The 21618-nt window shown below is 76.2% G+C and carries 20 protein-coding genes and 4 pseudogenes; 13 read left to right on the plus strand and 11 right to left on the minus strand.

The window, feature by feature from the left end; translation table 11 throughout:
* Positions 1-913: 913 nt before the first annotated feature.
* A pseudogene (locus ABEB13_RS40475) lies at positions 914-2125 on the minus strand (FtsX-like permease family protein); the annotation flags it as partial.
* Between the two features lie 157 nt (positions 2126-2282).
* Here ABEB13_RS40475 and ABEB13_RS10885 point away from each other — a divergent pair.
* Both ABEB13_RS10885 and ABEB13_RS10890 read left to right on the plus strand, forming a co-directional pair.
* Complete coding sequence (locus ABEB13_RS10885; protein WP_345705339.1) at positions 2283-3014, plus strand: ABC transporter ATP-binding protein; 732 nt, start codon at positions 2283-2285, stop codon at positions 3012-3014.
* 48 nt (positions 3015-3062) lie between these two features.
* On the plus strand, positions 3063-3227 hold the full coding sequence (locus ABEB13_RS10890; protein WP_345705340.1) for a hypothetical protein: 165 nt from the start codon (positions 3063-3065) through the stop codon (positions 3225-3227).
* Between the two features lie 364 nt (positions 3228-3591).
* On the opposite strand, the gene ABEB13_RS10895 is transcribed toward ABEB13_RS10890, so the two are convergent.
* On the minus strand, positions 3592-4308 hold the full coding sequence (locus ABEB13_RS10895; RefSeq protein ID WP_345705341.1) for a VOC family protein: 717 nt from the start codon (positions 4306-4308) through the stop codon (positions 3592-3594).
* Between the two features lie 278 nt (positions 4309-4586).
* Here ABEB13_RS10895 and ABEB13_RS10900 point away from each other — a divergent pair, with 278 nt between their 5' ends.
* Positions 4587-5798, plus strand: coding sequence for an NAD(P)/FAD-dependent oxidoreductase (locus ABEB13_RS10900; RefSeq protein ID WP_345705342.1), 1212 nt, complete (start codon positions 4587-4589; stop codon positions 5796-5798).
* 110 nt (positions 5799-5908) lie between these two features.
* The gene (locus ABEB13_RS10905; protein WP_345705343.1) at positions 5909-7159 is read left to right on the plus strand and encodes an MFS transporter; all 1251 of its coding nucleotides are present in this window, start codon (positions 5909-5911) and stop codon (positions 7157-7159) included.
* A 12-nt stretch (positions 7160-7171) separates the two neighbouring features.
* Here ABEB13_RS10905 and ABEB13_RS10910 read toward each other — a convergent pair whose 3' ends face one another.
* The gene (locus tag ABEB13_RS10910) at positions 7172-7438 is read right to left on the minus strand and encodes a DUF1876 domain-containing protein (RefSeq protein WP_345705344.1); all 267 of its coding nucleotides are present in this window, start codon (positions 7436-7438) and stop codon (positions 7172-7174) included.
* A 94-nt stretch (positions 7439-7532) separates the two neighbouring features.
* Positions 7533-7688, minus strand: coding sequence for a hypothetical protein (locus ABEB13_RS10915; protein WP_345705345.1), 156 nt, complete (start codon positions 7686-7688; stop codon positions 7533-7535).
* 211 nt (positions 7689-7899) lie between these two features.
* Between ABEB13_RS10915 and ABEB13_RS10920 the strand changes: the two genes are divergently transcribed.
* Both ABEB13_RS10920 and ABEB13_RS10925 read left to right on the plus strand, forming a co-directional pair.
* Positions 7900-8454 carry a DUF1990 domain-containing protein gene (locus ABEB13_RS10920; protein ID WP_345705346.1) on the plus strand — a complete coding sequence of 185 codons (555 nt, stop codon included), beginning with the start codon at positions 7900-7902 and terminating at the stop codon, positions 8452-8454.
* A gap of 76 nt (positions 8455-8530) precedes the next feature.
* Positions 8531-10140, plus strand: a pseudogene (locus tag ABEB13_RS10925) (FAD-dependent monooxygenase).
* Between the two features lie 52 nt (positions 10141-10192).
* Here the strand turns inward: ABEB13_RS10925 and ABEB13_RS10930 are convergent.
* The 4 genes and pseudogenes from ABEB13_RS10930 to ABEB13_RS10945 form a co-directional block, all read right to left on the minus strand.
* Positions 10193-10921, minus strand: coding sequence for an anti-sigma factor family protein (locus ABEB13_RS10930; protein ID WP_345705347.1), 729 nt, complete (start codon positions 10919-10921; stop codon positions 10193-10195).
* Positions 10918-11407: pseudogene (locus tag ABEB13_RS10935) on the minus strand (sigma-70 family RNA polymerase sigma factor). Before ABEB13_RS10935 ends, ABEB13_RS10930 begins: the two are co-directional and overlap by 4 nt.
* A gap of 201 nt (positions 11408-11608) precedes the next feature.
* A complete protein-coding gene (locus ABEB13_RS10940; RefSeq protein WP_345705348.1) occupies positions 11609-11818 on the minus strand; it encodes a COG4315 family predicted lipoprotein in 210 nt (69 codons plus the stop codon).
* Entirely contained in the window at positions 11815-12210 is a 396-nt protein-coding gene (locus ABEB13_RS10945; RefSeq protein WP_345705349.1) for a COG4315 family predicted lipoprotein, read from the minus strand. The genes ABEB13_RS10940 and ABEB13_RS10945 overlap by 4 nt, the downstream gene beginning before the upstream one ends.
* Before the next feature lie 201 nt (positions 12211-12411).
* Between ABEB13_RS10945 and trxA the strand changes: the two genes are divergently transcribed.
* Entirely contained in the window at positions 12412-12807 is a 396-nt protein-coding gene (gene trxA, locus ABEB13_RS10950) for a thioredoxin (RefSeq protein ID WP_345705350.1), read from the plus strand.
* Positions 12808-12900: 93 nt separating this feature from the next.
* On the opposite strand, the gene ABEB13_RS10955 is transcribed toward trxA, so the two are convergent.
* Complete coding sequence (locus tag ABEB13_RS10955) at positions 12901-13527, minus strand: TetR/AcrR family transcriptional regulator C-terminal domain-containing protein (RefSeq protein WP_345705351.1); 627 nt, start codon at positions 13525-13527, stop codon at positions 12901-12903.
* A gap of 151 nt (positions 13528-13678) precedes the next feature.
* Between ABEB13_RS10955 and ABEB13_RS10960 the strand changes: the two genes are divergently transcribed.
* The 3 genes and pseudogenes from ABEB13_RS10960 (at position 13679) to ABEB13_RS10970 (ending at position 17894) form a co-directional block, all read left to right on the plus strand.
* The gene (locus ABEB13_RS10960; protein WP_345705352.1) at positions 13679-15190 is read left to right on the plus strand and encodes an APC family permease; all 1512 of its coding nucleotides are present in this window, start codon (positions 13679-13681) and stop codon (positions 15188-15190) included.
* 93 nt (positions 15191-15283) lie between these two features.
* Positions 15284-16710, plus strand: a pseudogene (locus ABEB13_RS10965) (dihydrolipoyl dehydrogenase family protein).
* A gap of 95 nt (positions 16711-16805) precedes the next feature.
* On the plus strand, positions 16806-17894 hold the full coding sequence (locus ABEB13_RS10970) for a WD40/YVTN/BNR-like repeat-containing protein (protein WP_345705353.1): 1089 nt from the start codon (positions 16806-16808) through the stop codon (positions 17892-17894).
* A 33-nt stretch (positions 17895-17927) separates the two neighbouring features.
* Here the strand turns inward: ABEB13_RS10970 and ABEB13_RS10975 are convergent, their stop codons facing one another.
* The gene (locus ABEB13_RS10975; RefSeq protein WP_345705354.1) at positions 17928-18374 is read right to left on the minus strand and encodes a molybdopterin-dependent oxidoreductase; all 447 of its coding nucleotides are present in this window, start codon (positions 18372-18374) and stop codon (positions 17928-17930) included.
* Between the two features lie 314 nt (positions 18375-18688).
* On the opposite strand from ABEB13_RS10975, the gene ABEB13_RS10980 reads away from it, so the two are divergent.
* A complete protein-coding gene (locus ABEB13_RS10980; protein ID WP_345705355.1) occupies positions 18689-19135 on the plus strand; it encodes a PucR family transcriptional regulator ligand-binding domain-containing protein in 447 nt (148 codons plus the stop codon).
* Positions 19136-19592: 457 nt separating this feature from the next.
* On the plus strand, positions 19593-20192 hold the full coding sequence (locus ABEB13_RS10985; protein WP_345705356.1) for a PucR family transcriptional regulator: 600 nt from the start codon (positions 19593-19595) through the stop codon (positions 20190-20192).
* A gap of 18 nt (positions 20193-20210) precedes the next feature.
* Here the strand turns inward: ABEB13_RS10985 and ABEB13_RS10990 are convergent, their stop codons facing one another.
* Positions 20211-20675 carry a MarR family winged helix-turn-helix transcriptional regulator gene (locus ABEB13_RS10990; RefSeq protein WP_100890936.1) on the minus strand — a complete coding sequence of 155 codons (465 nt, stop codon included), beginning with the start codon at positions 20673-20675 and terminating at the stop codon, positions 20211-20213.
* A gap of 151 nt (positions 20676-20826) precedes the next feature.
* Between ABEB13_RS10990 and ABEB13_RS10995 the strand changes: the two genes are divergently transcribed.
* Positions 20827-21609 carry a dioxygenase family protein gene (locus ABEB13_RS10995; protein ID WP_345705357.1) on the plus strand — a complete coding sequence of 261 codons (783 nt, stop codon included), beginning with the start codon at positions 20827-20829 and terminating at the stop codon, positions 21607-21609.
* Positions 21610-21618 lie beyond the last annotated feature (9 nt).

The following is a 21618-nucleotide window of genomic DNA, read 5'->3' on the forward strand; positions in this document are numbered from 1 at the left end:
GGGTGTCGTCGGGGACGGCCGGCAGCCGGACCCAGACATCGGCACCGAAGCGGTCCCGGACGAGCAGCTCCACCCCGACCTGGTGGTTGTCCTGGCCGTCCTGCGGGGCGTCGCCGGATTCCAGCGGCTGCTCGGACAGGACGCGGACGTCGAGGTCGACCTCGATCCGGCGCGGCCGTCCGGGCAGCGGGAGGCCGGCCCGCGGGCCGGTGACCGGGGCCGCGGCGAGCGGGCCGAACACCTCGGCGGCGGTGCGGCCGCCGAGGATTTCCGGCGCCGTCCGCAGGTGCTGCGCGGCCGCCGTGCTGCCCAGGGCCAGGATGTCGGCCCCGCTGCCGTCCGGCAGCCGCTGTTCGGTGCGGGCGACCGGGATGAGCCGGTCGCCGCCGGGCAGCGCCGTGTACCGCTCGCCCTGGGCGGCCACCGGTGCCGTCGAGCCGGATATACGCAGTCCGCCCGCCGTGGCGAAGTCGGCCTGGTCGCGCTGGGACTCGGCCCAGGAGGCGCGCTGACCCAGCGCCAGCATGCCCATCGCGACGGCGAGCACCAGCAGCAGGACGGGGCCGACGGCGCGGGACGGCCGCCGGGCCAGCTGCCACCCGGTGAGGGCGGGGCCCAGCGCGGTGCCGCGGGTGGCCAGGCGTTCGCCGAGCCGGGCCGCGAGCGGCAGGACGCGCAGGACGGCCACGGTGCCCGCGCAGAGTGCGAGGGCCGGCGCGACCACCAGCAGCGGGTCGATGCCGAGTCGGCCGCCGGCGTCCGGGGTGAGCCCCCCGGTGTGGCCCGCGAGTTGGAGGTAGGTGACCACGGCGAGCGCGGCGAGGGCCACGTCCGCGCCGATCCGGGCGGCTGCGGGGATCGCGGCGTGGCGGCGGCCGGCCCGGCGCAGCACGGCGGCCCCGGCGGCACGCAGCAGCACGGGGACGGTGGCGAGCAGCACGCAGGCCAGCGCGCAGAGCGCCGCGGCGGGCCAGGCGAACCAGGGCAGTCCGGTGCCGGTGCCCGCGGCGGGGGCAGCCCGGCGGAGCACCGCGAGCAGGGCCGGGGTGAGCGGCGGCCCGAGGACGACGGCGGGCAGGGCCAGCAGGGCGATCTCGGTGGCGGTGAAGGCGCCGATCCGGCGGCGGGAGGCGCCGCGTGCGGCGAGCAGCCGGTTCTCGTCGGCCTGCCGCTCGGCCAGCAGGTGCACCACGAGCAGGAGCACGGCGGCGGCGAGGACGGCGAGCTGGAGCGCGCCGACCAGCAGGGTGGAGCGGGACACCAGGGCGTCCGAGGCCAGTTCGTCGAGCAGCGCGGGCAGGTCGGTGTCGATCCGGACGGCGGCGGCGGCCTGGAGCCGGGCGGGCAGCAGGGTGGCCCGCCCGCGCAGGGCGTCGGCCCGGTCGCGGTCGATCCCGGAGAAGTCGGCGGTGATCAGCCAGCTGCGGCCGGCCTGGGCGACCGGGCCCGCGGTGAACGCGGAGTCGTCGGTGAGCAGGGGTCCGTAGGTGGTGTAACCGAGGCTGCGGGCGCCCTGGCCGGCGAGCGGGTCGAGCCGCCAGTACGGGTCGCCCCGGTCGGCCGGCCGGTACACGCCGGTGACGCGGACGGTGAGGCTGCCGCCGCTGAAGCGGTCGGTGAGCGCGAGGGTGGCGGGCAGCCGTCCGGCGGTCAGTCCCATGCCGCGCAGGGCGGCCTCGGGCGCGGCGGCCTCGACGGTCGCACCGGCGGCCGCCGGTGCGGGCCAGCGGCCGGCGACGAGCCGGGTGCGGCTGCGGTCGAGCGCGGCGAGGAGGGTGAGGTCGGGGTCCTGGCCGGCCGGGGCACCGGGCAGGGCGTACGCACGGCTGCGGGCCACCGTGCGGACGGCCGACGGCAGCGGTCCGAAGAGGTCGTCGGCGAACCGCTGCACCGCGGTGTCGTCGGCAGCGCGGGTGGCGATCTCCCGGTCACCGGTGACCAGGACGGCGGCGCGGGTGGCGCCGGGACCGTTCAGGCTGCGCCGCAGCCCGGTGCGGTCGGCGCCGTCGGCGAGGACGAGCAGCGCGGTCAGCACACAGGTGGTGGTCAGCACGGTGAGCAGCGCGGCAGCGGCCAGTGGCAGGCGCCCCCGCAGCCTGCGCACCACGAAACCCATCACGCACATCCCCCGGATTCCGGCCGCAGTGTCACCGGTTCACCGGATAGCGGACGATATTGTCAGATCGGCTGATCGATGGGAAGGGTCTTGCGCGAACCAGGTGGCCGGTGAGCACACTGGTGCGGCCGGGGCGGGCGCGCCGGCCGAGGGACGAGGGGACGACATGACACAGCGACAGGGGCCGGCCGACCCGGCGGCACCGATGGTGGCCGTCGAGGAGGTGCGGCGCAGCTTCGGCAGCGGCCCGCGGGCGGTGCACGCGCTGCGCGGGGTGTCGCTGGAGATCCCGCGCGGCGAGCTGACGGCGCTGAAGGGCCGGTCGGGGTCGGGCAAGACCACCCTGCTGAACCTGGTCGGCGGTCTGGACCGGCCCTCCGGCGGGCGGATCGTGCTGGACGGCACGGACCTGGGCGACCTGGACGAGGACGGCCGGCTGGCCCTGCGGCGGGACCGGATCGGCTTCGTCTTCCAGTCCTTCGGGCTGATCCCGATCCTCACCGCCGCGGAGAACGTGGGGGTGCCGCTGCGGATGCGCCGGGCGCCGGTGGCGGAGCGGGAGGAGCGGGTGCGCACGCTGCTGGCGCTCGTCGGCCTCGCGGGCCATGCCGATCAGCGGCCCGGGGAGCTCTCCGGCGGGCAGCAGCAGCGGGTGGCCGTCGCCCGGGCGCTGGCCAACGAGCCGTCGCTGATCATCGCGGACGAGCCGACCGGGCAGCTGGACTCCGAGACCGGACGCTCCGTCATGGAGCTGCTGCGCGCGGTGGTCCGCAGCGAGGGGGTCACCGTGCTGGTGGCGACGCACGACCAGAACCTGATGGAGGTCGCGGACCGGGTGGTGGAGCTCGCCGACGGCCGGATCGTCGGCGAGCGTCGACCCGCCGCGGCGGCCCGATGACAGCTCCCCTGATGAGGTTGGGCTCACCTGACCGACCAGGGAGGAAGCATGTCCGACACCGCGAACCGGGCCGCCCGCAGGTCCGCCCGGGCCGCCGACGGCGCCCCTACGGCGGCCGAACGGCTGCGCACACTGCTGGAGTTCGGCTCCTCCGTGGTGCTGGACGTGCCCGGCATCGACCTGGCCGAACGCCCCGGGATCCCCCGGTCGTGAGCTGCGCCGTCCTCCCCGACGGGGCGCTGGCCGTGCTCGTCGAGGAGTCCTCGCCGCTGCACCGGATCACCGTCCTGGCCCGCGACGCCCGGCTCACCGGCGAGATCGACGCGGTGGACGTCGCCCCCGTCCCGATGCCGCACCGGATCCGTGGCCGGGCCGCCGCCGAGGGGTGCCTGACACTGCTCGCCCAGGCCACCGAGGCCCGGATCGAGGCGCTCTTCCCGCACCGGCGCGCCGCCGGCCACGTCCTGCTCCGCCTGGAACGCCTCTTCGCCCACGCGGCGGCCGGCCGATTCGGCCCGGCCGCCCGCTGCTCGGCGTGTCCGGTCCGGCCGGCCGATCCGGCCGCCGTCCGCTCGGGTCAGAAGCCCGCGGTGGGCGCGATCACCGAGAACAGGCCGCCCTCGACGTCCCGCAGCCGCGCCGCCCGCCCGTACGGGGTGTCCTCGGCCGGCGAGGCGACGCCGCCGCCCAGCTTCACCGCCTCCTCGACGGCCCGGTCGGTGTCCGCGACGGAGAAGAACACCTCCCAGTGCGGTGCGGCCCCGGGCACCGCGCACAGGGCGGCCACGGTGCGGCCCTCCGAGCGCAGCACCACCCGCTCGTGCTCGTACTGCACCCCGAAGTGGTCGATGTCCTGGTCGTCCCAGCGGAAGACCTCGCCGTAGAAGAGCGCGGCGGCGAACGGGTCCGGGGTGCGCAGCTCGATCCAGACCGGCGCACCCGGGTCCTTCATCCAGTTCTCCACCCCGGGCTCGCCCTCCCAGACGCCGAACGCGGCGCCCGCCGGGTCGGCGGCCAGCACGATGCGCCCCTGGTCGAAGGCGAGCGGCCCGACCGCCGAGGTCCCGCCGCGCTCCCGGACGCCCTCGGCGGCACGGTCGGCGCTGTCCGTGCCGAAGTACGTCGTCCAGGCGACCGGCGGCTGCCAGTCGCCCGCCGCCACACCGATCCCGGCCACCTCGACACCGTCGACGACAGCCCACAGGTAGGGGCCCCAGCGGTCCGGCCCGGGCTGGAACGTCCAGCCGAGCAGCGGCCCGTAGAAGGACTGCGCGACGTCCAGGTCCCGTGCCATCAGGCTGACCCAGCACGGCACCGCGGGAACGCATCGCACCCTGGCCCTCGGCTCACCCATGCGAGCGACTCCTTCCGGTTCGTGGCCCGCACCAGCCTAGGGCGTGTCGGACGGTTCGCGGCGCATCAGCGCGCGGCGGCGGGTGCGCGGCCCGCGGCCGGGGTGTCGTCGGCGCCGGGACGGGCGCGCTGCCGCATGCTCCCGTGTGTGAGGGCTCCGCGGCGGGTATCCGCCGCACCGGGAGGACGGGGCCGCCGCAGACCGAGCGAGGAGCGAGCATGGAGCAGCCGTACGTCATCGTGGGGGCGAGCCTGGCCGGCGCGAAGGCCGCCGAGGCGCTGCGCGCCGAGGGGCACGGCGGGCCGGTCGAGCTGATCGGCGAGGAGACCGAACTCCCCTACGAGCGGCCGCCGCTCTCCAAGGGGTACCTCCAGGGCAAAACGCCGCGCGCGGAGTTCGACGTCCATCCGGCGGCCTGGTACGCGGAGCACGACGTGACGCTGCGGCTCGGCACCCGGGTGACCGCGATCAACCCGCGGGCCCGCACCGTGGAGCTGGCCGACGGCACCCGGACGGGCTTCGCCAAGCTGCTGCTGACCACCGGCGCCTCGCCGCGTCGCCTCCCGGTGCCGGGCGGCGACGGCCCGTCGGTACTGACGCTGCGCCGGGTCGGCGACAGCGAGCGGATCCGCTCGGCCCTGCGGCCGGGCGCCCGGATCGTGATCGTGGGTGCGGGCTGGATCGGCCTGGAGACGGCCGCCGCGGCCCGGCTGGCCGGCGCCGAGGTCACCGTGCTGGAGATGGCGGAGCTGCCGCTGCTGCGGGTGCTCGGCCGGGAGGTCGCCCGGGTCTTCGCCGACCTGCACCGGCAGAAAGGTGTGGACCTGCGGTTCGGGGTGCAGGTCGCGGCCGTGGAGGACGGCGGTGTCCGGCTCGGCGACGGCACGCTCGTACCGGCCGACGCCGTCGTGGTGGGCGTCGGCATCAGCCCGAACACCGCGCTCGCCGAGGCGGCCGGACTCACCGTCGACAACGGCGTGCGCACCGACGAGCACCTGCGCACCTCGCACCCGGACGTGTTCGCCGCGGGCGACGTCGCCAACGCCTTCCACCCGCTGTTCGGCCGCCCGATCCGGGTCGAGCACTGGGCGAACGCCCTCAACCAGCCCGCCACGGCCGCCCGGTCGATGCTCGGCCGGGACGCGGTGTACGACCGGGTGCCGTACTTCTTCACCGACCAGTACGACCTCGGCATGGAGTACACCGGCTACGTCGAGCCGGACGGCTACGACCGGGTGGTGTTCCGCGGGGACGTCGAGGGGCGGGAGTTCATCGCGTTCTGGCTGTCCGGCGGCCGGGTGCTGGCCGGGATGAACGTCAACGTCTGGGACGTCACCGACCCGATCCGCGAACTCGTCCGCTCGGGGCGGCAGGTGGACGCCGACCGGCTCGCCGACCCGGACGTGCCGCTGGCGGAGCTCGCCGGATGATCCGTCCGGCGAGCCGGAGCTGACGGCTCGTCGGACCGGGCTGCCGGGTGTCGGCGGTGTGCCCTAGGGTGCAACCTGATCCGTCCGCATCCGGCACCCGGGGGCCCGTCATGGCAGCGAGCAGGCTGATCCCGCCGGCGGGCCCGGGGCGGGCCCTGGCCGGCGCGCAGCTCGCCAACGCGATCGGCGACGGCGCCTACCTGGTCTGCTCGGCGCTGTACTTCACCCGGGTGGTGGGGCTGTCGGCGACCGGCGTCGGCCTCGGCCTGACGCTCGGCTGGGCGGTCGGCGCGGTGGCCGGCGTGCCGCTGGGCCACCTCGCGGACCGGCGTGGCCCGCGCGGCGTGGCCGCGATGCTGGCGGTCGGCACCGCCGCCGCGGTCGGGGTCTTCCTGGCCGCCGGGTCGTTCCCGCTGTTCCTGGTCGGCACGGTGCTGTACGGCTGCGCGCAGAGCGGGTTGTCGGCGGCCCGGCAGGCGCTGCTGGCCGGCCTGGTGGAGCCGGCCCGGCGGACGGAGATCCGGGCCCACCTCCAGTCGACGGTCAACGCGGGCCTGGCGGTCGGCGCCGCGGTCGGCGGCGTGGCCCTGCACCTGGACACCCCCGCGGGGTACCGCGCGGTGCTGGCGATGGACGTGCTGGGCTTCCTGGTCGCGGCGGTGCTGCTCGTCCGGCTGCCGCCGGTGCCCCCGGCGCCCGCCCGGGCCGCGGGCGAGCCCCGGCTGGCGGTGCTGCGCGACCGCCCGTACGCCGTGGTGGCCCTGCTCAACACGGCCCTGCTGCTCTACATGCCGCTGCTGTCGCTGATCGTGCCGCTGTGGATCGTGGAGCGGACAGCGGCGCCGGACTGGCTCACGGCGGCGCTGCTGGTGCTGAACACGCTGACCGTGGTGCTCTGCCAGGTCCGGGTGGCGCGGCGGGTGACCGGCCTGGCGTCGGCGGCCCGCTTCGTCCGCCGGGCCGGGGCGCTGCTGACGGCATCCTGCGCGGTGTTCGCGGTGTCGGCGGCGAGCTCCTCCGCGTGGGCGGCCGCCGCGGCGCTGCTGGTCGCCGCGGCGCTGCAGGTGGCGGGCGAGCTGATGCTGGGCGCCGGGTCGTGGGAGATCGGCTTCGGGCTGGCCCCGGCCGACCGCCAGGGCCAGTACCAGGGCTTCTTCGGGACGGGCGTGGCCGTCGCGCGCACCGTCGGGCCGCTGCTGCTGACCTGGCTGGTGCTCGGCGGCGGCGCGCCCGGCTGGCTGGTGCTGGGCGCGGTGTTCGCGGCGGCGGGGGCGGCGACGGTGCCGGCGGTGCGCCGGGCCGAACGGTCGCGGGCCGGGGCCGCCGGGGACCGGCCGGCCGCGGTCGGCGCAGCCGGCTGACCCCGGGCCCCGCTACATCAGCGGACCGGTGGGCTCGGCGCCCGCCTTCAGTTCGCCGTGCGCCTTGGTGAGCAGCTGCATCGCGAGGTCGTTGAGGGCCCTGGCCCCGGCGACCTCCTCGCCGACCCTGGGCTGCGGGCTGTCGGCGTGATGCCGGGTGCTGTAGCCGTGCGAGCGGACCTCCGAGCCGTCGGAGAGGCGGACCAGTGCAACCGCCTTCGTCCGGTCGCCCTCCTCCTCGAACTCCAGCTCGATGTGCCATCCGACCAGTGTGTGCATGGCCGCCACCTCCTGAGGTTTCCTCTCCAGCGTGCGCCGCGGGCGGGTGCGCCGCCAATCCCGGCCGGGGGCGGACGGGCGACGGCGCGGGGGCTCAGCGGCCGGGGGTGCCCGGAGCCCCGGCCTCGGCGGCGGCGCAGTCCTCGCGTCCGGTGTCGGCGTGGACGACCTTCGCCGCGCGCTGGGGACCTCCGGGGACGACGCGCTGCTCCCTGCCGCAGCGGGGGCAGATCAGCGGTTTCGGTGCCATGGCGGGCGTCCACGCCGCGTTCCCGGCCACCGGTCGCACCGGGGGTTCCGGGCCGGCCCGGCAGGGGCGGGCGTGGCCTCCTTCCTCCCCCAGTGTGCGCCTGGCGCGGTCGGCGCACCTGAAATATTGAACACGTTCATTTCTGCCCGTAGAGTCGGCAGTGGCCGCCTCGGGCGCCTTCGACCCGCCGCCGGCTCCAGGAGGACCACCGATGACCCTCAGCTATCCCGAGGTCGGCGCGGTCACCCGCCCCGGCCCACTGCCGGCCGGCTACCACCACCTGCGCCACCGCACCGCGGTCGGCCACGGCCCGGCCGCACTCGCCGCGGCCGGGCGGGCCGTCACCACGTGGCGGATGCACCGGGCGGCCGGTGTCCGGATCACCGCCGACGCCGACCGGGCCGCCCTCGGCACCCGGGTGACCTGCACGATCGGCCTCGGCCCCGTCCGGATCACGGCGCCCTGCGAGGTGGTGTGGACGGCCTACGGGCCGACCCTGACCGGCTTCGCCTACGGCACCCTGGCCGGCCACCCCGAGTGCGGCGAGGAGTCGTTCACCGTCGAGCTCGCCGACGACGGCACGGTCTGGTTCACCGTCGTCGCCTTCAGCCGCCCGGGCCGCTGGTACACCCGCCTGGCCGGCCCGCTCGTCCCGCCCGCCCAGCGGGCGTACGCCCGGCGCTGCGGCCGGACCCTGCGCCGCCTCGTCGCCGCCGAGGCGGGCCGGCGCCCCGGCCCGCCGGGGCGCCGGTCCCGGGGCGGGTGACGGCGACCGGCGCGAGTGGCGGCGACCGGTGCGGCTGCGCAGGCTGGAGGGGAAGCCCCGAGCCCGGGAGACGCGCATGGTGGACACGGACGTACTGGTGGTCGGCGCGGGGCCGGTCGGGCTGACGGCCGCGGTCGAGCTCCGGCGGCGGGGCGTCGAGTGCCGGATCGTGGACCGGCTCGCCGAGCCCCTGCGCTACGCGAAGGCCGTCGGCGTGCAGCCGCGGACCCTGGAGATCTGGGACACCATGGGCCTGGCCCGGGCTGCGCTCGCGGCGGCCGTGCCGATGCGCGGCCAGCTGATGTTCGTCGACGGCCGGCCGGGGCCCCGGATCGAGCTCGACCTGCCGCCCGGGATCCCCTACCGGTTCGCCGCGCTGCCCCAGTACACGACCGAGGAACTCCTCACCGACCTGCTCGCCCGCCACGGCACCGGGGTGGAGCGCGGCACCGAGCTGGTCTCCTTCGAGCAGGACCCGGACGGCGTCGAGGCCGTGCTGGCGGGCGCCGGCGGCCGGGAGACCGTCCGCTGCCGCTACCTGGTCGGCTGCGACGGCGCGCACAGCCGGGTGCGGCGGATCCTCGGGCTCGCCTTCGAGGGCGGCGCCTTCACCGAGCAGTACATGCTGGGCGACGTGGAGGTCGACTGGGACCTGCCCGCCGGCTACGGCGTCCGGTCGACCCGGCACGCCCCGGACGGCGCGGCCCCCGACATCCTGGTCTGCATCCCGCTCCCCGGCGTACGCCGCTACCGGATGTCCATGGTCGTGGCCCCCGACCTGCTGGACGACGATGCGGGCGACGGCGTCGCACACGGCCTGGAGACGGGCCGCACCCCGGAGCTGCGGCACATCCAGGCGGTGCTGGACCGGCTCTCCCCGCAGCCCACCACCGCCTCGGCGCTGCGCTGGTCGTCGGTCTTCCGGATCAGTCACCGCCTGGTGGACCGCTACCGCTCGGGCCGGGTGTTCGTCGCGGGGGACGCGGCCCACATCCACCCGCCGACCGGCGCCCAGGGCATGAACACCGGCATCCAGGACGCCTACAACCTCGGCTGGAAGCTCGCGCTCGCCGTCCGCGGCCGGGCCGGCGACCGCCTGCTCGACAGCTACCACGCCGAGCGCCACCCGATCGGCGAGGAGGTGGTGGGGCGGACCGTCCGGCACGCGCGGGCCGGCGTGGGGACGGACGGCGAGAGCCTGGAGACCGTGCTGCTGCGCGAGGCCCAGCTGCTGGTCAACTACCGCGGCGGGCCCCTCACCGGGCCGGACGGCAGCGGCGGGGACGTGCAGCCGGGCGACCGGGCGCCGGACTGCGGGGGCTGCGCCAGGCCCTGGCCGCCCACCCGGTGCGGCTGTTCGACCTGCTGCGCGGCACCCGGCACACCCTCCTGATGCACCCGGGCCCGGACGCCGACCCCGACCTGCTCGCCGCCTGCGCCGACGCCGCCCGCCGGGCCACCCACGGCGAACTGGACCACTACGCCGTGCTGCCCGCCGACGCGGTCCTGGACGGCCTGCCCGTCGCCGCTGTCCAGGACGGCCGCGACGAGTTCCGCACCGCCTACGCGGCCCGTGACGGCGAGGCGTTCCTGATCCGCCCGGACGGCTACCTGGCGGCCCGGGTCCGGCCGGCCGACCCGGCCGGGCTCGCGGCCGTCCTGGCCAGGGTCTTCGCCCCGGTCTGAACCGGTCCGCCGGCCCGAGCGCCGGTGCGCCGGTGCGCCGGTGCGCCGGCCGTCAGACGGTGTGGGCCGGGACGGAGACCAGCAGGCTGCCGCCGTCGAGCACCCGGACCTCGAAGTGGTCGATGTCGGAGGGGTGGAACGCGGCCCCGCCGCTGGTGTTGAGGGCCTCGGTGCCGTAGCCGATCGGCGGAATGGACCAGGTGGTGACGGTCTGCCGCTCGCCCGTCCGGGAGACGGCGACCAGGTCGCAGGTCTGCGGGCCGCGGACGTTGCTCAGGGCGAGGCTGATCCGGCTGCCCCACGCCTCGCCCTGGACACCGACGGCGGCGGAGACACCGGTGGCCGGGTCGGTGGCGGTGAACTGCGCGGCGGCGACCGGCGGCCTGGGCTGGTCGTGGCCGGTGGCCGCGAGGGTGGCCAGCGGGCCGCCGACCACCAGCACGGCGGCGGCCGCGACCAGTGCGAGGCGGCGGACGCGGTGGCGGCGCCGGGTGGCGGTGACCTCGTCCACCAGGCGGTCCAGGAGCTGGGGCGGCGGCCCGGGGGCCACCGAACCCGTCCCGGCGAGTTCGGCGAGCAGCGGTGCGACACCGGAGAGTTCGTCGATCTCGGCGTTGCAGGCCGGGCAGGCGACGAGGTGGCGTTCGAAGCGCTCGTGGTCCTCGGGGTCGAGGACGCCGAGGAGGTAGGCGCCGACGTCGACGTGCGGGCTGTCGGGGACGCCCGGGTCGGCGCGGCCCTCGCGGTCGTCCGCGCCGTCGTGCTCGTGGTGCGGCGTCACGATGTCACTCCTCGTTCCTCCAGCGCGATCTTCAGGGCTCGCAGCCCGTAGAAGATGCGCGACCTGACCGTCCCCGGGGATGCCGAGCGCGGCGGCCGCCTCGTTGACGGTACGTCCCATGAAGTACGTCTCCACGATGACCTCGCGGTGCGCGTCGGTCAGGTCGTCGAGCGCGTCGGAGATCGTCATCAGCCGCAGGGCCTTCTCGAGTTCGTCCTCGGCGGGCAGCAGTTCCAGTGGGGCGGGGTCGACCTCGCGGGGGCGGGCCAGGCTGCTGCGGTGGCCGTCGATCACGATCCGCCGGGCGACGGTGACCAGCCAGGGGCGCAGGGACCCGCCGGCGGTCGGGTCGAGGCGGTGGATGTTGCGCCAGGCCCGGAGCAGCGTCTCCTGGACGACGTCCTCGGCGCGCTGCCGGTCGCCCGCGACCAGATGGAGCACGAAGCCGAACAGCGGGCCGGCGTGTTCCTGGTAGAGGGCCCGCATCAGTTCCTCGTCGGGCGCCCGCGACGGATCCGCGCGCTGCTGCGGACCGTCGGCTCCCGGCCGCCACGGGGACGGATGCTCGGTCACAGCGCCATCCTTGCGCACACGCACCTCCAGGTCGAGTGCCGGTTCGGCGGCCCGGCTCCGTGGGCCCTCCCACCGGGGCCCCTGCTGTCGTCGTCCGCCCCGGTGCGGGGCCGGTCAGTAGCCGTAGCCGCCGCCCGAGGAGCCGCCGGAGGAGCCGCCGGACGGGCTCGCCGCGGCGGTGATCTTCGACCCGTTCGGCGCGGTCACGAACCAGATCCCGCCGAAGCCCTGGCCCTTGGTGTCGCCGGGCTTGCTGTCCTGGCTGTAGCGGTAGAGCGGCCAGCCGTTGAGCGTGACCTGCCTGGTGCCGTCCGCGCGGGTCACCGTGGAGACCAGCTTGGCGTCGATGCCCTTGAGCTGGGGGTGCCGCCGGTGGCGACCACCGGGGGCCAGAGGGTGGCGCAGCCGCCGTTGCAGTTCGAGGCCGGCGGCGAGGCGGTGTCGTGGTCGAAGCGGTAGAGCGTGAAGCCGTTGCCGTCGGTGACGATCGTCCCGTAGGCCGAGGAGGCGGTCTTCAGGACGGTGGCGCCGGTGCTCTGCCCCGTCCCCGATCCGGTGGCGGTGCCCGACCCGGAGGACGGGGCCGACGGCGCGGCCGGGACGGTGGAGGCTGCGGAACCGGAGCCGCTGGAACCGCTGGAACCGCACCCGGCGACCAGGGCGGCGACGGCGGCGCCGGATGCGGCGAACAGGGCGGCACGGCGGGAGACGGTCATGGCGGATTCCCCCAGACGGTCGGGGTGGGTTCGGTCCGGGCGTGTACGGCGCGCCCGCACCAGGGGATACGGATTCGCGGGGCGTCCGACTCAGTCCCGGCGGTGTTTTCCCGGCGGCGGCCCCGGCGGCCGTCCGGAATACCCCCGACGCCGGGTCCGTTGACGCCACCGGACCCACTCCCGAAGGGCAGGTAGGACACCATGAGCACGGTCGAACTGACCACCGAGAACTTCGACGACATCGTTCCCGGTCCGGAGGGCAAGGACTTCGTCCTGATCGACTTCTGGGCCGAGTGGTGCGGTCCGTGCCGGATGTTCGGGCCGATCTTCGACCGCGCGTCGGAGCGGCACGAGGACATCGTGTTCGCCAAGGTGGACACGGAGGCGCAGCAGGAGCTGGCCGCCGCCTTCGACGTGCAGTCGATCCCGACCCTGGCGATCATCCGCGAGGGTGTCCTGGTGTTCGCCCAGCCCGGTGCGCTGCCGGAGAACGCGCTGGAGGACCTGATCGGCCAGGCCCGCACGCTGGACATGGCGGAGGTGCACGCCGGGGTGGCGAAGGCGCGCGCCAAGGCCGAGGCCGAGGCGCAGGCCTGACCGCGCCGCCGCAGCCGACGCGCCGCGCCCCCGGACGGGCCGTCCGGGGCGCGGCGCGTCCGTGTTCCGGGTGCCGGGCGGGCGCGGCGGCGGTCAGGTGCTCCGGGCGCGGGCGGCGAGGCCGTCGAGGAGCAGGCCGAGGGCCAGCTCGAAGCCCCGGTCGTCGAGCCCTGGGCCGCGCACGGCGGAGGCGTCCAGGGCGCCGGCGAGGGCGGGGTAGCGGGGCCGGTAGTCGGCCGCCGGGCGGGTGAAGCCCGCGGTGAAGGTCTCCAGGGCGGAGCCGAGCACGAGGTAGTCGAGGGCGGCGGCCGCCTCGGCCGCGTCCGCGGGGGTGAGTCCGGCGCGGCCGAGCGCGGCGAGCAGGGCGTCGTAGGTGAGCAGCTGGCGGTCGGCCTCGACCCGGCGGCGGGCGAGCAGCGCGATGGTGTGCGGGTGCCGCAGGAAGACGCCGCGGTAGCCGCGGAGGTAGCCGGTGAGGCCGGCCCGCCAGTCGGGGTCGTCGAGCGGGCCGAGGTCGATCTCGGCGTTGACGAGTTCGGCGAGGGCGTCGAGGAGTTCGTCCTTGCTCGCGACGTGGTTGTAGAGCGAGGCGGCCTTGACGCCGAGGCGGTCGGCGAGGGCCCGCATGGTGAGGCCGTCGGCGCCGGTCTCGTCGACCACGTCGAGGGCCGCGCGCGCGATGGCCGCCCTGCTCAGCAGTGCCCTGCCGGGTCGCCCCACGGCGCCGCCCTCCGTCCTGCGCCCGGCCGGATGCGGTGCGCCCGGGCGGCCACGTTACAGCCTGGTGTCGGTGTCTTCCGTCGGCGGTGGGCAGCGGCTACGGTCCTGGACTAACAAAGTTAGTTTTAGTCGACGGGAAGGCGGACCGCTGATGAACCCCACCCCACCCAGACCCCCGGCATCCGGCGACGCGGAGCGGCTGGCGGCCCTCGGCTACCGGCAGGAGCTGCGCCGCAGCCTCGGGGTGCTCGGCAACATCGCGATGGGATTCGCCGTCGTCTCGCCCGTGGTCGGCCTGTACGCGGTCGCCCAGGTCGGCACCAGCGTGGACGGCGGCGCCTGGGTGTGGGCCCTGCCGGTCTGCCTGCTCGGCCAGCTGCTGGTGGTCTGCGTCTACTCCGAACTCGCCTCCCAGTGGCCGCTGGCCGGCGGCGCCTACCAGTGGAGCCGCCGCCTCGCCGGGCCGTCCTTCGCCTGGATGACCGGCTGGCTGTGGCAGTTCGCCGTGATGTTCGCCAACACCACCGTCGCCTACCTGGCCGCGCCGTGGTTCTTCGCCCTGTTCGGTGCCGTGCCCGGCCCGGCGGAGCTGGTCCTGACGGCGGTGGGCTTCCTGCTGGCCTGCACCCTGGTCAACGCGTACGGGATCACCCTGCTGCGGTGGTTCGTCTCGCTCGGGATCGCCGCCGAGGCCGTCGCCTCCGTCCTGGTCGGGCTGGCGCTGCTGCTGTTCTTCCGGCAGCACGGCTTCGGGCTGCTCACCGACACCCTCGGCGCGCCGGCGGCGACCGGCAGCACGCCGGCGATGTCCTTCCTGGCCGTGGTCGCGGTCGGCGGCTGGGCGTTCATCGGCTTCGACGCCTGCGTCTCCACCGCCGAGGAGACCAAGGACGCCGCCCGCCAGGTGCCCCGGGCGATGCGCTGGTCGCTGCTGGGCGTCGGCGCGGTGGTGATCCTCAACGCCGTCTCGGTCGGGCTCGCCCACCCGGACCCGGCGAAGGTGGTCTCCGGCGAGGACCTCGACCCGGTCACCACCGCGGTCACCGCGGGCTTCGGCGACTGGTCCGCCAAGCCCTTCGTGCTGGTCGTGCTCGTCAGCTTCACCGCCTGCCTGATGGCCTCCCAGGGCGGCGCCGCCCGCGGCCTGTACTCGCTGGCGCGCGACGGCGTGTTCCCGTTCTCCGCCCAGGTGCGGAAGGTCAACCGGCACCAGGCCCCGATCGGCGGCCTGGTCGCCGCCACCCTGGTCAGCTGCGCCGCGCTGCCGCTCGGCCTGCGGTCGGCCGCGATGGGGTCGCTGATCACCTTCGGCACGGCCGCCACCTTCGTGCCGTTCTTCCTGCTCACCGCCGTGTCGCTGACCGCCCGGCTGCGCGGCACCTGGCGCCCGGCCGGCGAGGTCTCGTACGGGCGGTGGGGCACCCCGCTGAACGTGCTCGCTGTGCTCTGGACGGGCCTGGAGGTGGTCAACATCTGCTGGCCGCGGGCCGTGCTGGCACCGCCCGGCGCGCCCTGGTACCAGGTCTGGGCCGCCCTGCTGGGCACCGGCGTGGTGGGCCTGGCCGGTCTCGGCTACCTGCTGCTGCGCCGCCCGCAGCGGCTGATGCGCGACCCCGATCCGCAACGGCCGCTCGGCGACGAGCCGGCACCGGCGGTGCTCTGACCGGCCCGACACGCCCCCGAAAGCCCCGCCGCCGCGCCCGGCCACCCGCGAGGATGGGCCGGGACACGGCGGCGGCGGAGAGCGAGGACGAGGGTGGGCGCAACGGACGGGTACGCGGCGGACGAGTACGACGTGGTGGTGGTCGGCGGCGGCCCGACCGGCGAGAACCTCGCCGACCGGACGGCCGCGGCGGGGCTGCGCACGGTGCTGGTGGAACAGCAGCTGGTCGGCGGCGAGTGCTCCTACTGGGCGTGCATGCCGAGCAAGGCGCTGCTGCGCCCGGGCGCGGCGGCCGCCCACGCCCGGGCGGTGCCCGGGATCGAGGTCGGCGACACGCTGGACGCGGCGGCCGTGCTGGCCCGGCGGGACGCCTTCGCCGACCACTGGAAGGACGACGACCAGGTCGCCTGGCTGCGCGGGGCGGGCATCGAGCTCGTCCGCGGGCACGGCCGACTGGTGGGCGAACGGACCGTCCGGGTCGACGACGGCCGCACCCTGACGGCCCGTCACGCGGTGGCGCTGTGCACCGGCAGCGTGCCGGACCTGCCCGACACCCCGGGCTCGCCGACGCCCGCCCGTGGACCAACCGGGAGGCCACCGGCGCGACCATGGTGCCGCGGCGGCTCGCGGTGGTCGGCGGCGGCGTGGTGGCGGTGGAGATGGCGGCGGCCTGGCGCTCGCTCGGCAGCGAGGTCGTCCTGCTGGTCCGCGGCGGGCACCTGCTCGGCCGGATGGAGCCGTTCGCGGGCGAGCTGGTCGCGGACGGGCTCGCCGCGGCCGGCGTGGAGATCCGCCGGTTCACCGAGGTGGTCGCCGCCGGCCGGTCCGGCAAGGTCCGGCTCACCCTCGACGACGGCGACGAGATCGTCGCCGACGAGGTGCTGTACGCGACCGGGCGGCGCCCGCAGACCGCCGATCTCGGGCTGGAGAGCGTCGGGCTGGAGCCGGGCTCCTGGCCCGCGGTCGGCGAGGACTGCCTGGTGGCGGACGTGCCCGGCGGCTGGCTGTACGCGGCGGGCGACCTCAACCACCGGGCGCTGCTGACCCACCAGGGCAAGTACCAGGCGCGGATCGCGGGCGCCGCGATCGCCGCCCGGGCCCGCGGCGAGCGGCCCGACACCGCCCGCTGGGGCGTGCACGCGGCCAGCGCCGACCCGGCGGGCCCGCCGCAGGTGGTGTTCACCGACCCGGAGGCCGCCTCGGTCGGGCTGACCCTGGCCGCGGCCGAACGGGCCGGGCTGCGGGTGCGCGCCGTCGACCAGGACCTCGGTGCGGTGGCCGGCGCGAGCCTGTACGCCGACGGGTACACCGGCCGGGCCCGGATGGTGGTCGACCTGGACCGCGAGGTCGTGGTCGGCGCGACCTTCGTCGGCCCCGGCATCGCCGAACTGCTGCACGCCGCCACGGTCGCGGTGGTCGGCGAGGTGCCGCTGGCCCGGCTCTGGCACGCCGTCCCGGCCTTCCCGACGGTCTCCGAGGTCTGGCTGCGGCTGCTGGAGGCGTACCGCGACGGCAGGTGACGCTGCGTCGGCCCCGGCGCGGTGGCGTGCGCGGCCCCCGCCCGGGTAGCAGACTGGCCCGGGGGCCGTGGACCGTCCGGGACCAGGTGGTAGGGATGTCAGAACTGCTGGTGGCCGTGGGGACCCAGAAGGGCCTCTTCCTCGGCCGGAGCGCCGACCGGAGGACCTGGGAGTTCACCGGGCCGCACTTCCCGATGAACGCCGTGTACTCGGTGGGGATCGACCGCCGCGGCGGCCGGGTGCGGCTGCTGGCCGGGGCCGACTCCAGTCACTGGGGCCCGTCGGTGTGGTGGTCCGACGACCTCGGGGCGACCTGGCAGGAGCCGGCCGCCCCGGCGGTGCGGTTCCCCGCACACACCGGCACCTCGCTGGAGCGGGTCTGGCAGCTCCAGCCCGCCGGCGACGAGGCGCCGGACACCGTCTACGCGGGGACGCAGCCCGCGGCCCTGTTCCGCTCCGACGACCGCGGCGAGAGCTTCGCGCTGGTCGAGTCGCTCTGGAACCACCCGCAGCGCAGCGAGTGGAACGCCGGCTTCGGCGGCCAGGGCCTGCACACCGTGCTCACCGACCCCCGGGACGCCCAGGCGGTGACCGTCGCCGTCTCCACCGGCGGCGTCTACCGGACGAAGGACGCCGGCGGGACGTGGTCGCCGTCCAACAGCGGCATCCGCGCCGAGTTCCTGCCGGACCACTTCCCGGAGTTCGGCCAGTGCGTGCACAAGGTCGCCCGGGACGGCGCCGACCCCGACCGGCTCTACCTGCAGAACCACGGCGGGGTGTACCGCAGCGACGACAACGGCACCAGCTGGACGGACGTGGGCGCCGGGCTGCCCGCCGTCTTCGGCTTCGGGCTGGCGGCCCACCCGCGGACGGGCGGCACCGCGTACCTCTTCCCGCTCAACGCGGACTTCTCCCGGCTGCCGGTCGGCAACCGGTGCCGGGTCTTCCGCACCCGGGACGCCGGCGAGACCTGGCAGCCGCTCTCCGCCGGTCTGCCGGACCAGCCGCACTTCGGGGTGGTGCTGCGCGACGCGCTGTGCACCGACGACGCGGACCCGGTCGGCGTGTACTTCGGCAACCGCAACGGCGAGGTGTTCGCCAGCGCCGACGAGGGCGACACCTGGTCGATGGTCGCCTCGCACCTGCCGGACGTGCTCTGCGTCCGGGCCGTCGACCTGCCCTGAGCCCGCCCCTCGGACCGGCGGCGGGCGGTGCGGTCAGTGCTGCGGCTCGCCGACCCAGACCTCGGTGATGCCGCTGACGTAGCGCGCCCCGCAGACGTCCGCCGGGACGACCAGCTGCGGACCGGCGTCGTCCAGCGGCGTGCCGTCGATGCTGGTCGCCAGCAGGACCTGCTGGCCGCCGAACTCCGGGTCGATCTCCGCCCAGGACAGCACCGCGCGGTGGCCGTCGGCACCGGCCACGTCCAGCAGCAGCCGCAGCCGCTGCCTGCGGCCGCGCAGGTCGACCCGGGGGCGGGCCGCGCGCAGCACGTCCCAGAGCCTGGGGCCCTCGAAGCCGTGCTCCTGCGGGCCGCTGCCCAGGCAGTCGAAGGTGACCCGGACACGGTGGGCGGGCAGCGCCCGGAGCTCGTCGACGGTCAGCTCCAGCGGCAGTTCGAGCCGGCCGTGGAAGCGGACTGCGGGTCTGACAGGGCTGCTCATCGGCGTTCCCTCCCGGGCCGCCCCTTGCGACCCGGAGGGTCGATACCCGGAAGGGCTCGCCGATACGCGCCTGTCGCCCGATATTCACCGGCATCTGCCATGCAGAAGTGGTCTCGCACCTGGTATGTGCCAGATCGGACGGAGGGGCGCAACTGGGCGGTCCGCCGGGCCCGCGGGCCGCCCGGAACAGCCCCGCTGGGCGATCCGACAAGGCGGGCGGACGTTCCGAGAACTTGCATTTACGATGCCCTTGGCCGCCTCGAACTCGCATCGGCGAGGGGCGCGGCAGAACGTCGGGCAACAAGGAGCAACAGATGATCGTCGGGGACCTGCTGGAACTGGACGGGCTGGACATCGGCGTGGCCTGGGCCACGCCCGACCTCCTGGAGCGCCCGGTCACCGGGGTCACCTCCACCGACCTCCAGGACCCGGCGCGCTACCTCCAGCCCGGCGAGCTCGTCCTCACCGGCCTGGTCTGGTGGCGCCCGGAGGACGCCCGGGCCGCGGCCCGCTTCGCCACCTCGCTGCGCAGCGCGGAGGTCGCCGCGCTGCTGGCCGGCGAGGGCACCCACGGCAGCGTCCCGGCTCCGCTGGTCGACGCCTGCCGCACGCACGGCATCCCCTGCTCGCGGTGCCCGCGGGCACCAGCTTCCGGGCCGTCACCGACCGGGTCTACCTCCGGCTGTGGGGCGACCTCCAGGCCCGCTCGCCGGAGGTCGCGGCCGTCCCGGAGGCCGTCCGCGGCGAGCTGGTCGCCCTGATGCACACGGACGCCCCGCCGGCCCGGCTGCTCGCGCACGCCGCCGCCCGGCTGGGGCTCCCGGACTGCTCCATCACCACCACCGGCGGACGGGTGCTGGCCACCGCGACCACGACCACGCCGCCGACGGTCGCCGCCGCGGCCGGCCACGGCTCCGAACCGGCCTCCGCCGTGCCGGTCGGCGGCGCCGGGGACTCACCGTTCGACGGCTGGCTGCTCCGACCGCAAAATCGGCCCGATCCCGCGGCGGCCACCGTGCTGCGCGGGCTCGCCGAACTGCTCGGCCCGCAGGCCGCGCGGGCCCGGGCGGTGGCCGCCGCCCGCCGCCGCGGCGCGGCCCGGCTGCTCGACCTGCTGGAGCGGGACTCCCCGGGCTGCCGGACGCGCTGGCCGCCGTCGGCCTGCCCGAACAGGCCGCACTCACCCCGGTCGCGGCCCGGATCGACGGCGGGCCGCCGGTGTGGGCGGCCGCCGCGCTGGCCGAGGCACTGGAGCGGACGGGCGCGGCGTTCGCGGCCGCGCCGGACGGCCGGGAGGGTGCCGCCGCCCTGGTCGCGGCCCCGGCGGCGGCGGTGACGGCCGCGCTGCGCGAGGCCTGGCCGGCGCTGCAGCGGAACCTGACGCGGCGGCAGGCCCTGCGGGCAGGGGTCGGACCGACCGTCCGGCCGACCGGCCCGGAGCTGCGCGGCGGCCTCGTCCAGGCCGGCTACGCGCTCGACGCGGCCCCCGCCGCCGCGGTCGGCGCCAGCGCGGACCAGGTCTCCCTGGCCTCCCTGCTGCACGGCATCCCCACCGAGGTGACCGGGGCGTTCCACCGCCGGCTGCTGGGCCCGGTGGCCGCCCACGACCGGGCGAACGCGGTGTCGCTGCTGGACACCCTGGGGACGTTCCTCGCGCACGACGGCTCCTGGGCCCGGACGGCGGAGGCGCTGCACATCCACGTGAACACGGTGCACTACCGGATCCGGCGGATCGAGGAGCTCACCGGGCGCAGCCTGGCCCGGCTGGAGGACCGCCTCGACCTTCGGGCGGCCCTGCTGTGCTCACCCGCTGGGTGAGCCGTGCCGGCGGGCGGCTCAGCCGTCGCGGCCGCGCAGCCGGCGGCCGACCGTGCCCAGGCTGTCGGCGAGTCCGGCCAGCTGTTCGGGGCTGAGGACGTCGATCAGCGCCTCGCGGACGGCGGCGACGTGGCCGGGGGCGGCGTCCCGCAGCACCTCCCGGCCCTGCTCGGTGATCTCGGCGAAGACGCCGCGCACGTCGCTCGGGCAGGAGCGTCGGGAGACCAGCCCGCCGCGCTCCAACTGGCCGATCTGGTAGGTGAGTCCGCTCTTGGAGGTGATCAGGCGGTCGGCCAGGTCGGTCATCCGCAGCGATCCCTCGGGGACGGCGGAGAGCTGGACGAGGATCTCGTACTGGGTGTGCGAGAGGCCGGCGTCCTCCTTGAGCTGCCGCTCCAGGTGCCGGGCGACCAGGTTGGTGGCCGCGAGGAAGCCGCGCCAGGCGGCCATCTCGTTCTCGTTCAGCCAACGGGGTTCGTCCATGGGGGCCATCCTACCGCCATTGTTCAAATTTGAATGAAGGTGTACCGTCGACCCCAGAAGGTTCAAACTTGAACCATCGCCTGGGCGGCACCCCCGCCCGCACCCGGCACCGAGCACCCAGCCCGCCGCACCGGCACGGAGGACGATCCCGATGAGCACCGCCGCCCCCGGGCGCATGCCCGCCCTCTACCTCTCGCACGGCGCGCCCCCGCTGGCCGACGACCCGGTCTGGCCCGGCCAGCTCGCCGCCTGGTCCGCCGACCTGCCGCGCCCCACCGCCATCCTGATGGTCTCCGCCCACTGGGAGGAGGCGCCGCTCGCCATCGGCGCCACCACCCCGCTGCCCCTGGTGTACGACTTCTGGGGCTTCCCGGAGCACTACTACCGCGTCCGGTACGCCGCCCCGGGCGCGCCCGGGCTCGCCGAGAACGTCCGCAAGCTGCTGCGCACCGCCGGCACCCCGGTGCAGGACGTCCCCGATCGCGGCCTCGACCACGGCGCCTACGTGCCGCTGGTCGAGATGTACCCGGACGCCGACATCCCGGTGCTCCAGATCTCGCTGCCGACCCTCGACCCCGGGCGGCTGCTGGAGATCGGGCGCCGGCTCGCCCCGCTGCGCGACGAGGGCGTGCTGATCGTCGGCAGCGGGTTCTTCACCCACAACCTGCGGGCGCTGAGCACCGACGGCCGGGTGACCTCGGTGATGGCCGAGTTCGACGACTGGGGCCGGCGCGCCCTGGAGGCCCGCGACCTGGACGCCCTGCTCGACTTCGAGCACAAGGCCCCGGCCGGGCGGCTCGCCCACCCGCGCACCGAGCACTTCGCGCCGCTGTTCGTCACCCTCGGCGCCGGCGAGGCCGACCTCGGCGCGCAGCGCAGCGTGATCGACGGCTTCTGGATGGGTCTGGCCAAGCGCTCCGTCCAGCTCGGCTGACCGCCCCCG

Origin of the sequence: Kitasatospora paranensis (assembly GCF_039544005.1) — a bacterium.
GTDB lineage: Bacteria > Actinomycetota > Actinomycetes > Streptomycetales > Streptomycetaceae > Kitasatospora > Kitasatospora paranensis.